This is a genomic window from Pseudidiomarina mangrovi (genome assembly GCF_003999375.1).
In the GTDB taxonomy this organism is placed as follows: domain Bacteria; phylum Pseudomonadota; class Gammaproteobacteria; order Enterobacterales; family Alteromonadaceae; genus Pseudidiomarina; species Pseudidiomarina mangrovi.
Genome location: NZ_RJLC01000015.1, coordinates 29,947 through 44,723, shown reverse-complemented (window position 1 = coordinate 44,723; position 14,777 = coordinate 29,947). Strand labels below are relative to the sequence as shown.

11 protein-coding genes are annotated in these 14,777 nt (G+C 52.8%); 7 read left to right on the top strand and 4 right to left on the bottom strand.

From position 1 onward, the window contains the following. Window positions 1–308: 308 nt before the first annotated feature. Together EFO84_RS07725 and EFO84_RS07720 are read right to left on the bottom strand one after the other, a co-directional pair. Entirely contained in the window at window positions 309–968 is a 660-nt protein-coding gene (locus EFO84_RS07725; protein WP_127347489.1) for a hypothetical protein, read from the bottom strand. A gap of 254 nt (window positions 969–1,222) precedes the next feature. Further along, window positions 1,223–2,929: a putative bifunctional diguanylate cyclase/phosphodiesterase gene (locus EFO84_RS07720; protein WP_127347488.1), complete on the bottom strand. Its 1,707-nt coding sequence runs from the start codon at window positions 2,927–2,929 to the stop codon at window positions 1,223–1,225. A 247-nt stretch (window positions 2,930–3,176) separates the two neighbouring features. Here EFO84_RS07720 and EFO84_RS07710 point away from each other — a divergent pair, with 247 nt between their 5' ends. Next, a complete protein-coding gene (locus tag EFO84_RS07710) occupies window positions 3,177–3,479 on the top strand; it encodes an addiction module antidote protein (RefSeq protein WP_127347487.1) in 303 nt (100 codons plus the stop codon). A gap of 3 nt (window positions 3,480–3,482) precedes the next feature. On the opposite strand, the gene EFO84_RS07705 is transcribed toward EFO84_RS07710, so the two are convergent. Next, window positions 3,483–4,088 (bottom strand): type IV toxin-antitoxin system AbiEi family antitoxin domain-containing protein, encoded by a 606-nt coding sequence (locus EFO84_RS07705; RefSeq protein WP_127347486.1) that lies wholly within the window; start codon window positions 4,086–4,088, stop codon window positions 3,483–3,485. 163 nt (window positions 4,089–4,251) lie between these two features. Between EFO84_RS07705 and EFO84_RS07700 the strand changes: the two genes are divergently transcribed. The 6 genes from EFO84_RS07700 to aceK all read left to right on the top strand — a co-directional run bounded on the left by EFO84_RS07700 (window position 4,252) and on the right by aceK (window position 13,268). Continuing rightward, window positions 4,252–5,490, top strand: coding sequence for an NRAMP family divalent metal transporter (locus EFO84_RS07700; protein ID WP_127347485.1), 1,239 nt, complete (start codon window positions 4,252–4,254; stop codon window positions 5,488–5,490). Window positions 5,491–5,604: 114 nt separating this feature from the next. Beyond that, window positions 5,605–7,137, top strand: a complete 1,533-nt coding sequence (locus EFO84_RS07695; RefSeq protein WP_127347484.1) for a S10 family peptidase — start codon at window positions 5,605–5,607, stop codon at window positions 7,135–7,137. A 19-nt stretch (window positions 7,138–7,156) separates the two neighbouring features. Then, window positions 7,157–7,318, top strand: a complete 162-nt coding sequence (locus EFO84_RS07690) for a YqaE/Pmp3 family membrane protein (RefSeq protein WP_127347483.1) — start codon at window positions 7,157–7,159, stop codon at window positions 7,316–7,318. 18 nt (window positions 7,319–7,336) lie between these two features. Continuing rightward, window positions 7,337–10,513: an amidohydrolase family protein gene (locus EFO84_RS07685; protein ID WP_127347482.1), complete on the top strand. Its 3,177-nt coding sequence runs from the start codon at window positions 7,337–7,339 to the stop codon at window positions 10,511–10,513. A gap of 81 nt (window positions 10,514–10,594) precedes the next feature. Further along, the gene (locus EFO84_RS07680; protein WP_127347481.1) at window positions 10,595–11,530 is read left to right on the top strand and encodes a LysR family transcriptional regulator; all 936 of its coding nucleotides are present in this window, start codon (window positions 10,595–10,597) and stop codon (window positions 11,528–11,530) included. Next, window positions 11,523–13,268, top strand: coding sequence for a bifunctional isocitrate dehydrogenase kinase/phosphatase (gene aceK, locus EFO84_RS07675; RefSeq protein WP_127347480.1), 1,746 nt, complete (start codon window positions 11,523–11,525; stop codon window positions 13,266–13,268). The genes EFO84_RS07680 and aceK overlap by 8 nt, the downstream gene beginning before the upstream one ends. A gap of 18 nt (window positions 13,269–13,286) precedes the next feature. Here aceK and nhaD read toward each other — a convergent pair whose 3' ends face one another. Beyond that, a complete protein-coding gene (gene nhaD, locus EFO84_RS07670; RefSeq protein WP_127347479.1) occupies window positions 13,287–14,711 on the bottom strand; it encodes a sodium:proton antiporter NhaD in 1,425 nt (474 codons plus the stop codon). Between the last annotated feature and the right edge of the window lie 66 nt (window positions 14,712–14,777).

Sequence of the window (14,777 nt, the reverse complement as noted above, 5' to 3'; positions counted from 1 at the left end):
TTGACGCGCTCGGTGTAGTCTTGGCTCATTGGGTCAAAGCCATGTTTGCGGTCACACGCGTCAGCTAGCGAGACGTAGTGAAAGTCGTATTCGTCAGGAAAGTAGTGGTATTGAATGGCGTACTGTAGATCTTCGAAAAGGCGCTCAACAAATGGCAGTTATCGGATTTTTCATAGCATGATTTCTTAACTTGCGAAAACTACAAGTACGTCAAAAATAATTTAAGCGCTTCTATTTACCAACAATTACTGCTGAGAGTGGATAGAAATTTACTATGGCACTTGCTTTTTTAGCGCATTATGGCTGCCTTATTTATATTCATAAGTTTGAGGGCAAATTAATTCTCCGTAAGGTAGTATTAATGTGGCACCTCGATTATAAATGCAGGTTACTCGACCCGAGGCACTTTGACTCGACCTCTCAAAAAGCTGCAAGCCAGGTAAGTTATTTCTATAATTATATTGATATTCAAAAAGAGGTGGGCGTTTTTTCTGATTCCAAGCAGTACCATTAATGTTATTCGAGTTTTGTTGATCAACTGATTGCAGTAGGTCTTGAGTAGCTTGGTCGTATGAGATTCCAATATTGTTTAGCATTTCGGTAAGTGCCAAATAATGTTGCATGTTTGCAGCATCATTTGCCTTTCGCATTTTAACATTAGCTATCAAATCATCGGCAATAGCAATTTGGCTTGAGCAATTTTTTGAGGTCGTATTTGCTCTATTATAGGCATCAATTGCCATTAGTGATAACTGTTCGCTATCGTAGCTCCAAGTGCTTAAAGCATATGAAAACGAATCAGCTGATAGATTAAATTTTTGAATGCTTACTTGCCCTTTATCATAACAGGCCGATAACGTCCCCCAAAAATTACTAAAGAAGTGATAATTATTTTCCGGCATAGGGGAAAGAGCACATCCCGATGAAAATAAGGTTACTGCAATAATTGAAATTTTCGTTAAGTTCATCTACAAAATCCTTTTTTGATATTTGCAACTTGAGCTTATAATAGCTAATAAGAATACATTTCCAAAATCTTTTTTTGATCTACAGCAACGTCAAATTATTTTGATTATTATTGAATAATCCATATTAAAATTACTATTCGACCGTACCTGTCATGTACTAACTTATAAGCACGTGGCGCTTACGAGCCCAGTGTAGTCTTGGCTCAATGGCTCAATGGTTCAATGGTTCAATGGCTCAATGTCTCAACGCCCAATCATTTATCACCCAACCACCCCTCAACATCCACGCTAGGCTTCCCAAACAAATACCCCTGAAAATACTCGCAGCCCAGTTCTTGCAGCCGCTTAAACTGCTGCTCGGTTTCCACGCCTTCGGCAATCACCGCTAGGTTCATGCTGCGGCCCAAGCTGATGATGGTTTCGGTGAGCAGGGCGCCTTTGCTGTGCGGCTCTAGGTCGTCTACGAAGGCGCGGTCAATTTTCAGTTCGTCCAGCGGTAGCCGGGTCAGGTAGGCCAGTGAGGCGTAGCCGGTGCCAAAATCGTCCAGTGATACCGATACGCCCAGTGCGCGCAGCCGCTCCAGTTGTGCCACCACAAAGTCAATGTCGTCGGCCAGCAAGCTTTCGGTCAGTTCAAAGCGCAGGTTGTGCGGGTTGGCCCCGCTGCGCTCAATCACGCTGCTTACCCGCTCGACAAAGTCGCCGAGCCGAAATTGCACCGCACTCACGTTAACCGATATCTTCAGGTCTTGGCAGCCGCTGCGGGTGCTCCATTGCGCCAATAGGGCACAGCTGCGCTCTAGCACCCAGTCGCCAATACCAATAATGCTGCCGGTGGCCTCGGCAATGGGAATAAAGTCGTTGGGTGACACTTGGCCTAGGGTAGGGTGCTGCCAGCGCAGTAGCGCTTCAAAGCCAATCAGCCGCTGGGTGCTATCCACTTGCGGTTGCATGGCTAGGCTGAATTGCTCCAGCTCAATGGCATGGTGCAGCGCTTGCGCCAGTTGCACGCGGCCTTTTACGACCGATTCCATACCCTGATCAAAGAAGCTAATGGCGGTGGTTTTGGAGTTCTTCGCCATTTTCAGGGCAATGTCGGCTTGGCGAATCAGTTCATCGCTGGGCAACGGGCTGGGGCAGTGAAACAATGCTATGCCCACGCAGGCGTTGAGTTGGTGCAGGGTGTGGTCCAGCTGCAACGGAATTTCTAAGGCGGCAATGATTTGTGTGGCCAGCAGTTCGGCTTCTGCGGCGGCGGCATCGAACGACGCGCTGTTGCCATGCAACAGCAGCACAAACTCGTCTTTACCTAGCCGTGCTAGGTCATCGGCGGAGTGGGCGAAGCGCTTCAGCGCTTGGGCGCAATGCACCAGTACTTTGTCACCGTTGCTGTAGCCCAGGCTCTCGTTGATGCTGTGAAAATTGTCGATATCCACAATCAGCAGCGCCGCCACTGCGCCATCGCCATTGATGCTGCGGGTCATGCTGGCAATGCGCTCTAGCATCAACCGCCGGTTCGGTAGGTCGGTCAGCGGGTCATAGTACGACAGCCGCTGCACTTCGGCCTCGGCCATTTCTAGCGAGCGCATGTCGGCGTCCATACAAAACATAATCGGCTGCTCGCCCGGCAGCGCCACCACGGTATGGCTGGAGTACACCGGCACGGTGCTGCCGTCTTTGTGCTTGAGGTTCAGCCGCGCCGGCGGAATGCCTTGCTGATACTCAAACATCCACGCCACCGCTTGCTTCACTTCGTTGCGCATGTCGGCTGGAATAATGAGGTCATACAGACTCTTGCCGAGCGCTTCGGCGGTCGAATAACCGTAGATCTTCTCCGACGCGGCATTCCAATACACCACCGTGCCATCGGCGCTATAGCCCTGAATGGACATCGCATCGGTGTCGTCAAACAGCTTGCGGAATCGTGCTTCGCTGAGGTGCTGGTTGTGCTCTTTGGTCATCAGCCGCTGCCGTTAGTTGCTGGTTATGTGTTCTAAGTGTAGAGGATATCTGCGAAAACTGTTAGCCGAATGCTTACGGGGGCGCCGTCAACCGCAAGGGCCGGCAGTTGCCCTGTTACGAATAGCTGAGCAGCACCCAGAAGTTTTTACCCAGCTGCGGTAGTGTAATTTCACCTGATAACTTTAGTTGACAATCTCCCGTATGCTAACTAAAGTTGACAATCATTTTAGGTAGCAAGGCCACCCAATGACCACCAAGCTTACCCGCTGGGATTCCGCCCAGCATCTCGATAGTGAAGAGGCTATTCAAGCCTACCTTGACGCCTGCGTGGAAGAGTCAAATGGTGACCCTGCATTCATCGTACATGCGCTCGGTGTCATTGCTCGTGCACGCAACATAAGCCAATTATCGCGCGATACCGGCATTAGCCGCGAGGGCCTCTATAAAGCATTCTCAGCAGAGGGCAACCCGACGTTTTCAACCATCGCCAAGGTCGCCTCCGCACTTGGCCTCACCTTAACCGTGCAGCCTAATAGAAGCGTGAAATGATCGTTACTCGGCTCGCAGGCTCTCCAGATAGGGACGCATAACATTTGCGACGCGAAAGAGGTTGGCGTAGCGCCATAGTTCATCCATATTAAGGCGTTTTGCGTCCCACGCTTCGCGGAGCGCTTCTAGTGCAACATCAAGTCCTATTTTGTTTCGAAACTTAAAGCAATCGACAACGGTGCGTTCAATATTAGTTACTTTGATGGTGATTCCGTCCACTGATTGTTCCTCAATTCCTTCTGTACGTGCTCGGTCTGAAAACCTAATAACTCTCAGCTGCGGGTAATCCATTTTGGGAGCGCGAGCCTTGTGAGCTATCGCCAGCCAAACTTCAAAAGGTGACTGGGTGGTTATATCATGTACGCGCAGCGCCGAGAGCAGACAAATAATTCCGTCGGGATATCTGCTCGCTACTTCAGCCAGCGAACTATGCTGAGAACTTTGTCTTTCGGGCAGTGTATACAGGCCCCGATCGATTCGAATCAGTTGCCCCTCGCGAACCAGACGCGTTAGCGCAACACGAGGCAGGCCCTGTGCAGAAATATCGCTCGCTCGGAAGATTTTCCGAGATTTAGCTAGCATCATAATCTTCTGGTTGATTGTTTTCATAATGCAAGTATGTTCCATAATGTCGGCAAATGTCAATATATGCCGACATTATGGAACATCGCTGTAAGCCAATCACCCACCCACACAACCCCCGCTTTTTTTCTCCACAAAAGCCAGCTATGCTTCCACGCACAGGTCATAACAATAACAACGAGCTCCTGCTATGCATCTTCCGCCATCTACCCGTCGTTCGGCCTTGGGGCCGGGAATTATCTTGGCTGCCGCCGCTGTCGGTGCCTCGCATTTGGTCGCTTCTACTCAGGCTGGGGCGCTGTTTGGCTGGCAATTGTGGTGGTTGATTGTGCTGGTCAACGTGCTCAAGTATCCGTTTTTTCGCTTCGCCGTGACCTACACCCTAGAGCACAACGAAAACCTCATGGTCGGTTACTTGCGCAAGGGCCGCTGGTACTTGCAGTTGTTTACCGGGCTGAATATTTTGGCGGCAGTGGTGAATACCGCTGGGGTGTTGCTGCTCACCGGGGCGCTGTTGCAGTTCTTTGTGCCGCAATTCTCAATTACCCTGATTTGTTCGTTGTTGTTGGTGTTGTGCTTGCTGATCCTCATGGCTGGCCAGTATCGCAGCTTAGATATCATCTCTAAGTGGATCATGGCGCTGCTCAGCGTCGCTACCGTGATTGCGGTGGTGATTGCGTGGCAAAACGCCGCACCGGTGGACCCAAACCGCGACATGCCATCGCCATGGCAGCTCTCTGCGGTGGCGTTTTTGGTGGCCATGATGGGTTGGATGCCGGTGCCCATTGAGCTCTCCGCCATCAACTCGCTGTGGCTGCAAAGTAAGCAGAAAATCACCCAACTGGCGCCGCGTCATGCGCTATTCGATTTCCATTTGGGTTATTGGGTCACGGCTATTTTGGCGCTGATGTTCTTAGCGCTCGGCGCTATGGTGCAGTTTGGCACCGAGCAACCTATTCAAATGGCCGGCGCTCAGTTCACCACCCAGTTCGTCAACATGTACGGCAGCACCATTGGTGAGTGGTCGGAGTATTTGGTCGGCTTTATCGCCTTTTTGTGTATGTTTGGCACCACCTTGGCGGTGCTCGATGGCTATTCACGCACCTTGCGCGAGAGCTTCCGCTTGCTGCGCACCCGCACCCACACTGCTGAGGGCAAGCCACGGCTTAATTCCAGTTTGCGTGGCTGGCTGATTGCGCAAAGTATCGCTGGTTTGGTGGTGATTCTGTTCTTCCGTGGTGCGCTGGGGCCGATGCTGACCTTCGCTATGACCGCGGCCTTCCTCACCACCCCGTTCTTTGCCTGGCTGAACTTTAGTTTGGTGCGACACACCTTGCCGCAGCGCTGGCTGCGGGTGTATGCCTGGTTGGGGCTGTTTTATTTAACTGCCTTTGCGCTGCTGTACTTAGTCTGGCTGGTGTGGGCGTAGTCTGCCGCAACAGGCGCGCAACCCTGATATTTTGTCGATTGGTCGCATCATTACTTGAGCTTTGCGCCGAAAGCTCCTTTAATGGCTGCAACCATTCGCAACAGGGCGTTTATCATGCTAACTAAAATCCGCTACCCGTTTGCGCTGCCAGCCGTATTGGCAGTGTTATTTCTTACCGCTTCACCTATTCATGCTGCCGAGCTACCCAGCGCTAAAATTGTCGCTGAAGAGCAAGTCGTCACCGAGCACCGCGCGCAAATCAATGGCGAGCGCTTCCGCTACCGCGCTACCACCGGCACCCAGCCAGTATTCAACGAGGCGGGCGATGCCATTGCCGCGTTGCACTACACCTATTATCAGCGCCTTGAAGTGAAAGAGCCGCACAACCGTCCGCTGTTGATTTCATTCAACGGTGGCCCTGGTTCTGCCTCGGTGTGGATGCACATTGCCTACACTGGGCCGAAGTCGCTGCGCGTTGATGATGAAGGCTTCCCGATCATGCCTTACGGGGTGAAAGATAACCCGTACTCGGTGTTAGATGTGGCCGACATTGTCTTTGTGAACCCAGTCAATACCGGCTATTCGCGCGTGCTACCGGGCGCTGATGGCAAAATGCCCAGCCGCGACGAGCAGCAGAAGATGTTCTTTGGCGTCAATGCTGACGTGAAATATCTGGCCGATTGGGTCAACACCTTTGTGACTCGCAACGAGCGCTGGCGCTCGCCGAAGTATCTGATTGGCGAAAGCTACGGTACCACCCGCGTATCGGGCTTGGCACTAGAGCTACAAAACCGTCAGTGGATGTACTTAAACGGCGTGATCTTAGTGTCACCAACCGACATTGGTATTGAGCGCGATGGCCCGGTCAAAGCCGCCAACCGCCTGCCGTATTTTGCTGCGGCCGCGTGGTACCACAAAGCCCTGAGCGCTGATCTGCAAAGCAAAGACTTGCTGGAATTATTGCCCGAAGTGGAGCGTTTCACCCTGGATGAATACCTGCCAGCACTCGCCAAAGGCGCGATGTTAAGCGCTGCCGACAAGCAACGCATTGCTGAGCAAGTGGCCAAGTACTCGGGCTTGAAAGTCACCGAAGTGCTGCGTTCTAACCTAGATGTCAGCACCCAGTATTTCTGGAAAGAGTTGCTGCGTGACCGTGGCCAAACCGTCGGCCGTTTAGACTCGCGTTATTTGGGCCTGGATGAAAAAGACGTGGGTGAGCGCCCTGATTACAACTCCGAGCTGACCTCGTGGTTGCATTCGTTCACGCCGGCTATCAACTATTACCTGCGTGAAGAGCTAGGTTACAAAACCGACCTCAAATACAACATGTTTGGCCCGGTGCATCCGTGGGATCGCAACAACGACAACACCGGCGCCAACTTGCGTCAGGCCATGGCGCAAAACCCGTACCTGAACGTGTTGATTCAGTCAGGCTACTACGATGGCGCTACCAACTATTTCGATGCCAAGTACAACATGTGGCACATTGATCCGAGCGGCAAAATGGCCGACCGCCTGAGCTTTAAAGGCTACCGCAGCGGTCACATGATGTATCTGCGTAATGAAGATCTGCGTTTGAGCAACGAAGACTTGCGCGAATTCATTAAAGAGACTATTCCTGCTAGTGGCGAACCCGCTAAATACTAACGACAACAGGACGAGACTCATGAACGATTTTATTCGAATTTTGATTGCCATTTTACTGCCCCCATTAGGTGTATTTCTGCAAGTGGGTGTGACCAAACATTTTTGGATAAATATCGTTCTTACCATTTTGGGATACATTCCCGGCATCGTGCATGCGGTATGGGTCATTGCTAAAAAATAAAAAACGAAAGGTTCCGTTATGAAGACATTATCTGCGCTGGCCATTGCGGTCAGCGTCGCTTTATCATTCTCCGTGCAAGCCCAAACTGATAGCGCTTGGGATGTGAATAATCCGCAAGGCGAATTCAAAGACATCAGCATTAAAACCACCGAAGGCACCTGGATGAATCTGGACATGAGCCCAGATGGCAAATTCATTGTGTTTGATTTGCTCGGTGATATTTACCGTATTCCAGCTAGCGGCGGCGATGCTGAACTGTTGATTGGCGGTATTGCTTGGCACATGCAGCCGGTGTATTCGCCCAATGGCAAGTACATTGCCTTTACCTCCGATGCCGATGGCGGCGACAATATTTGGGTGATGAACGCCGATGGCAGCGAGCCGCGCGCGGTCACCAAAGAGACTTTCCGCTTGCTCAACAGCCCAGCTTGGAGCCCAGATAGTGACTACTTAGTGGCGCGTAAGCATTTCACCGCGCAGCGTTCACTGGGTGCCGGCGAAGTGTGGATGTACCACCGCAACGGTGGCTCTGGGGTGATGCTAACTGAGCGCCCCAACGACCAGAAAGACTTGGGCGAGCCGGCCTTTTCTGTAGATGGCCGCTATATCTATTTCTCCCAAGATGACACCCCAGGCAAAACCTTTCACTACAGCAAAGATTCGCTAGAAGGCATCTACAAAATTAAGCGCTATGACCGTGAAACCGGCGATATCAGCGTGATTTTGTCCGGCGCTGGCGGTGCTATTCGCCCAACTCCATCACCGGATGGCAAATACTTAGCCTTTATCAAGCGCGAAGATTTCAACAGCGTATTGTTTTTGTATGACTTAGCCTCAGGCGAGCAGACCCGTTTGTATTCGCAGCTGGACCGCGACATGCAAGAAACCTGGGCTATTCATGGCGTGTACCCAACTATGGATTGGAGCCCCGACAGCAAATCGATGATTTTCTGGGCCGACGGCAAAATCATGCAGCTGGACGTAGCCAGCCGCAGCACCAAGGTGATCCCGTTTAGCGTGGAAACCACCAAGAAAATTCAAACTGCGCTGCGCTTCCAGCAAGACATTGACGACCCGCAGTTCAAGGTGAAAATGCTGCGTATGGTGCAAGTAGCGCCATCGGCCAAGCAGGTGGTGTATGAGGCCTTAGGGCAGTTGTACACGCGCCCGTTGCCAAACGGTGAGCCAGAGCGTTTAACCAAACGCAGCGATGCCTTTGAGTTGTACCCAAGCTATTCGCGCGATGGCAGCAAGCTGGCTTATGTGACTTGGAACGATGAGCGCCAAGGCCAGATCGTTATTCGCGATCTGCGCTCGGGCCGCGAAACCGTGTTGCCCACCGGCACTGGTAAGTTTGTTGAGCCGGTGTTTAGCCCTGATGGCAAAACTTTGGTCTATCGTAAGTTCTCCGGTGGCTATTTAACCGACAGCAGCTATGGTTTAGAGCCGGGCTTGTACCACATTGCCACCGACGGCAAATCAGCGCCGCAGTTCATCAGCAACGGTGGTACTCAGCCGCAGTTTGGTGACCGCAATGACCGCATTTATGTGATGAGTTTTGATGGTATGCGCGCGCTGCAATCCATTGATTTGACCACCAAGCAACGCCGCACCTTGTATCAAGCTGAGCATGCCACCGAGTTCCGGGTATCGCCCGATGGCAAGCACTTAGCCTTTGCTGAGCGCTTTAAAGTATTCGTCACGCCATTTGTAGAGCGCGGCGCGCCGATCAAAATTGGCCCAACTGATAAGCAATTCCCGGTGCAGCAATTGTCAGCCCGCGCGGGTGAGAGCATTTCTTGGACCGCCGATGGCAAAGCGCTGTATTGGTCGCTTGGGCCAGAGCTGTACCACACTTCAGTGGCCGGCTTGTTTGATATTCCGGCCAACGCCAGTGAGTTCAGCACCGTCAGCAATGGTATGGATATCAGCTTTAATGCCGATGCCTACAACCATGAGCAAACCGTGGCGTTTGTTGGTGGCCAAGTGCTGACCATGGAAGGCGATCAAGTATTTGCCCAAGGTACTGTGGTGGTGAAAGGCAATACCATTGTGGCCGTGGGCGCGGTGGGCGATGTAGCGGTGCCTGCGGGCGCAACAGTCATTGATACCACCGGCAAAACCGTGATGCCAGGCTTGTTTGACGGCCATGCCCACGGCGGCCAAGGCGAGCAGGAGATTATTCCGCAGCAAAACTGGGAAAGCTTCGCTAACTTAGCCTTTGGCGTGACCACAATTCACGATCCGTCCAACGATACCACGCAGATTTTTGCCGCCAGCGAGCTGCAAAAAGCCGGTGCTATCGTGGCGCCGCGGACTTTCTCGACCGGCACTATCTTGTACGGTGCTAATGGCCCAGGCTACACCGCTCACGTGGATAACCTCGATGACGCCAAGTTCCACATTGAGCGCTTAGCCAAAGTCGGCGCGTTCTCGGTGAAGAGTTACAACCAGCCGCGCCGTAACCAGCGTCAGCAGTTTATTCAGGCTGGCCGCGAGTTGGGCGTGATGGTGGTGCCAGAGGGTGGCTCGTTGATGCAGCACAATCTCAGCATGATCGCCGACGGTCACACTACCATTGAGCACTCCTTGCCGGTGGCAGAAATCTACGCCGACGTCGAGCAGTTCTATTCGCAAAGCGGTACTGCGTATACGCCAACCCTAGGGGTGGCTTACGGTGGTATTTGGGGTGAGAACTACTGGTACGCCGAAACCGACGTATGGTTGCACCCGAAAATGCAGCGTTTTGTGCCGCAAGAAGCGGTAGTCGGGCAGGCGATGCGCCGTGAAAAAGCGCCGCATAACCATTACAACCACTTCAACAACGCCAGCGTTGCCAAGCGTTTGAATGATTTGGGCGTAACCGTTGTGGCGGGTGCGCACGGTCAGCGTGAAGGTTTGGCCCAGCATTGGGAGATCTGGATGATGGCGCAAGGCGGCATGACGCCGCTGGAAGCACTGGCCACCGCCACCATCAACCCGGCCATTGAGTTTGGCTTGGACCACCAAATTGGTTCACTGAAAGCCGGTAAGTTAGCCGATATCATTGTCATTGATGGCGACCCGCTCACCGACATTCGCCAGACCGACCGCGTCACTCATACTATGGTCAATGGCCGCTTGTTCGATGCCAACACCATGGATGAGCTGTTCCCGGTGAAACGCGAGCGTAAGGCTTTCCATTGGGAGGAATAGACGGGGAAGAGTAAACGCTGTCGTTTTGCCGAAAGCGCGTTATAATCCCGCTATATTCGTATAGCGGGATTTATTTTTTCTATGAATAACATCAAAGATATCGATCTCAACTTACTGGTCTATCTCGACGTGCTTTTACGCGAGCGCAATGTTACCCGCGCCGCGGCTCAGCTGAATATTACCCAACCGGCTATGAGCAACGGTTTGAAGCGTTTACGTAGCCTGCTCAACGACCCCATTTTAGTGCGCACTAGCGATGGCATGATGCCCACCCAAGTGGCTTTGAGCATGCAAGAGCCGGTGCGGCATATTCTCTATGCGGTGGAAGAAATGGTGCAACCGGCACGGGAGTTTGATCCCGCCACCACCGACCGCGTATTTCGTATTATGGCGTCCGATTATGCCGCCTCTACGCTAATGCCCAAGTTGCTGGGTGCGTTGAGCAAGCAAGCGCCGCATGTCACCTTAGATATTATGACCCCCAGCGATATCAGCTTTCACGATGTTGAAAATGGCAAAGTGGATATCGCCATTAACCGCTTTGACAAGCTGCCGCAGTCGTTTCACCAAAAGCAGCTGTGGGATGACGGTTTTTCTTGTTTGATGAGCCGCGATAACCCGTTGCTGAAGCACTATGACTTAGACGGCTATCTGCGCGCTGAGCACGTGTGGGTGAGTAAAACTGGCTTTGGTATTGGCGTGGGCATGGACCCGCACGATGTACAAAAGCTCGGCTGGGTCGATGAAGCCCTCGCCGCCATTGGCCACAAGCGCCGCATTAAAGTATTTACCCGTAACTACCACGTGGCGCTGCACTTGGCCCGCCAAGGCTTGGTGGCCACGGTGCCGAGCCGCGCAGCGTTACTGTATCAAGATGACCCTGAGCTGGTGGTGAAAGCGCCGCCTTTTGCCATTCCGGCTATTGATTTGACCATGATTTGGAGCCCGTTGTTGCAGCACGATGCCGGCCATCGCTGGTTCCGCCAGTTGGTGGTCGAAACCGCAACTCATGGCTGAGACTGCCTCGAACAGCGCCGGTGACTTAGCGGCAACCTACGCCGGCAAAATCTTACAAGGCTTTCACCGCCACTACCGGTTGTTTCAGCAGGTCACCAGCGCCGCCCGCGAGCGCTTTGCCGCTGGTGCTTGGCGCGCCGGGCAGCAAGCCGCCATGGCACGCATTAGTTTGTATGATCAGCGCGTGGCGGAAACCACCACCGAACTCGAGCGCTTAACCGACGGCGCATTAGACCAAGCGGTCTGGCTAGAAGCGCGGCAGCTATATCAAAATTACCTGCAATTTCACCCGCAAGCTGAACTGGCCGAGACCTTCTACAACTCGGTGTTCTGTAATTTATTCCATCGGCGCTATTTTCATAACGATTTTATCTTTGTTGAGTCTACTCTCACCGAACGCTTGCCGCTGGCGCTAGAAACCGAGCTGCGTAGCTACTTTCCGGTGGCCCAAGGCATGAAAAAGGCCTTGGCGGCGCTGCTCTCCGACAACGACTTTGGCGCGCCTTTTGCCAACTTAGCCGAAGATGTGCGGCTGCTGCGCCAAGCCTTTGCCGAGCAAACCGCCAGTGGCAGGTTAAATCCCTACCAGTTGCGCATTGATGTGTTGAAATCACCATTTTATCGCAACAAAGCAGCGTATTTGGTGGGTCGGGTGGTCAGCACCGACCGCGTGTTTCCGTTTATTGTGCCGATACTGCGCGACCACAATGGCTGCTTGTACGTGGATGCGCTGATCACCGAGCGCGAGCAAATGAACGTGATTTTTGGCTTTGCGCGCTCGTATTTTATGGTCAATACCGAGATCCCTTCGGCCTTGGTGCGGTTTTTAAAAGAGCTGATGCCGCATAAAACTCTGGCCGAATTGTATTCCTCTATTGGCCTGCACAAGCAGAGTAAAACCGAGTTTTATCGCGACTTTTTGAGCCACTTGCATGCCAGTAGCGACCAACTGGTTGCCGCCGCCGGTATTAAGGGCATGGTGATGACGGTGTTTACTCTGCCATCGTTCCCGTTTGTGTTTAAAGTGATTAAAGACCAGTTTGGTGCCGGCAAGTCGCTCAGTCGGCAAACCGTGATTGACCGCTATCGCATGGTCAAGCAGCACGACCGCGCTGGGCGCATGGCTGATACTTATGAATTTGCCAACGTGGCCATTCCGCGTGAGCGTATCTCGCCAGAGCTGATGGCTGAGCTAGAAGACACCGTGGCTAGCAGCTTGGTGCACGATGGCGACATGCTGATCATCAAGCAGCTGTTTGTTGAACGGCGCATGATCCCGCTGAACTTGTTCTTAGAGATTGCCTCGCCCGAGCAAACCGAAGCGGTGATGCTGGATTACGGCCAAGCCATTAAGGACATGCTTGCCGCCAATATTTTCCCCGGCGACATGCTGCTGAAAAACTTTGGTTTAACCCGTTATCATCGGGTGGTGTTCTACGATTACGACGAAGTGCGCTATTTAACCGAGATGAACTTTCGCGCCATACCGCAAGCGCAAACCTACGAGCAGCAACTGGCCGACGAACCGTGGTACGCGGTTGGCCCCGACGATGTGTTCCCGGCGCAATTACCGTTGTATGCCATTGCCCAGCCGAAACTCCGCGAACTATTTATGCGCTATCATGCCGATTTGGCTACGCCAGAGTATTGGTGTGCTCAGCAACAATTGCTGCAGGCCGGTGAGGTGAGTGATGTGTTTCCGTATCCGCAGCAGCTGCGCTTTGTTAGGCGCAGCTGAGCAGATGTTCAGGCGCTGTTAGAACAGCGCCTCGTTTAGCCACAGGTGGGCGGCAATACTGGCGAAATAGCCCAGCAAGATCACCGGTGCCCATTTGAGGTGGCTAGCAAAGGTGTAGTAGCCGCGCGCTTGCCCCATCAAGGCTACCCCAGCGGCCGAGCCAATCGACAGCAAGCTACCACCAGTACCGGCCGTTAGCGTGATCAGCAACCATTGACCGTGCGACATATCAGGCTGCATCGACAGCACCGCAAACATCACCGGAATGTTATCAATCACCGCCGACATTAACCCCAAGGCCACGTTGGCATAGGTTGGGTGCCAATCGGTGTAGAGGGTTTCTGATAGCAGCGACAAATAGCCCATAAAGCCTAAGCCGCCCACACACATCACGATGCCGTAGAAGAATAACAGGGTATCCCACTCGGCCCGTTGCACTCGGCTAAATACATCAAAAGGTACTACCGAGCCTAAGCGCTCGAGACGTTTCATATCGCCGGCGCGTTCGGCGTGTGCGCGTTTGCGTGCCAGTGAGCCGGGTAAGGTCATACGCAGGTAGTAGCCGAAGAATTGCAAGTAGCCCAGGCCCATCATCATGCCCATCACCGGCGGTAGGTGCAGCCACATATGGCCCACCACAGCGGTGGCAATGGTCAGCAAGAATAAGGTGGTGATACGCAAGGCACCGCGTTTTAATTCCACCTCTTCTTCTACCGCGCTCGGCTGTTTATTTTCAATGAAGAAGCTCATGACCAAGGCCGGTACCAGGTAATTGATCACTGACGGAATAAACAACGCGAAGAATTCTGAGAAGGTCACCATGCCAGCTTGCCACACCATCAAGGTGGTGATGTCGCCAAATGGGCTAAAGGCACCGCCAGCGTTGGCGGCGATGACAATACCGATAGAGGCTAAACTGATAAATTTCTTGTCGCCTTCGGCCACCTTCATGATCACCGCACACATCAATAATGCCGTGGTCAGGTTATCCGCAACCGGTGAGATAAAGAAGGCTAAACCGCCCGATAACCAGAACAACTGCCGATAGCTAAAGCCTTTTTTTACCATCCAGGCTCGCAGCGCATCAAATAGGCGGCGCTCTTCCATGGCATTGATATAGGTCATGGCCACTAGCAAAAATAGCATTAGCTCGGCGAATTCAAGCAGGTTATGGCGAAATGCGTCTTCGGCCAGCCCCGGTAGGTTGTTATTGGCATAGGTCCAGCCAATGATGATCCAGATCAGACCGGCGGCGACCAGTACCGGCTTCGATTTGCGCATGTGCAAACGTTCTTCGCCCATCACCAGCAAATAGGCTGCGGTGAAGATGATGATGGCAACGATACCAGCGGTTGAGGTGGTGAGATCGAGTGATCCGGCTGCAGCAGCGGCTGGGGCACTGATCAGCAATAACACCAGAGCAAGTAGGCTAAGTTTCCACATGCACAATAGTCCTTCTGTACGACACGAGCGGGGAGGGGTATTTGATCGCGCGCATCCTACCATAAA

What these genes read in the sequence shown, in the direction of transcription:
- EFO84_RS07690 (WP_127347483.1), top strand. Translation starts at nt 7,157, where the DNA reads ATGAACGATTTTATTCGAATTTTGATTGCCATTTTACTGCCCCCATTA.
- EFO84_RS07720 (WP_127347488.1), bottom strand. Translation starts at nt 2,929, where the DNA reads ATGACCAAAGAGCACAACCAGCACCTCAGCGAAGCACGATTCCGCAAG.
- EFO84_RS07725 (WP_127347489.1), bottom strand. Translation starts at nt 968, where the DNA reads ATGAACTTAACGAAAATTTCAATTATTGCAGTAACCTTATTTTCATCG.
- aceK (WP_127347480.1), top strand. Translation starts at nt 11,523, where the DNA reads ATGGCTGAGACTGCCTCGAACAGCGCCGGTGACTTAGCGGCAACCTAC.
- EFO84_RS07705 (WP_127347486.1), bottom strand. Translation starts at nt 4,088, where the DNA reads ATGAAAACAATCAACCAGAAGATTATGATGCTAGCTAAATCTCGGAAA.
- EFO84_RS07700 (WP_127347485.1), top strand. Translation starts at nt 4,252, where the DNA reads ATGCATCTTCCGCCATCTACCCGTCGTTCGGCCTTGGGGCCGGGAATT.
- EFO84_RS07685 (WP_127347482.1), top strand. Translation starts at nt 7,337, where the DNA reads ATGAAGACATTATCTGCGCTGGCCATTGCGGTCAGCGTCGCTTTATCA.
- EFO84_RS07710 (WP_127347487.1), top strand. Translation starts at nt 3,177, where the DNA reads ATGACCACCAAGCTTACCCGCTGGGATTCCGCCCAGCATCTCGATAGT.
- nhaD (WP_127347479.1), bottom strand. Translation starts at nt 14,711, where the DNA reads ATGTGGAAACTTAGCCTACTTGCTCTGGTGTTATTGCTGATCAGTGCC.
- EFO84_RS07695 (WP_127347484.1), top strand. Translation starts at nt 5,605, where the DNA reads ATGCTAACTAAAATCCGCTACCCGTTTGCGCTGCCAGCCGTATTGGCA.
- EFO84_RS07680 (WP_127347481.1), top strand. Translation starts at nt 10,595, where the DNA reads ATGAATAACATCAAAGATATCGATCTCAACTTACTGGTCTATCTCGAC.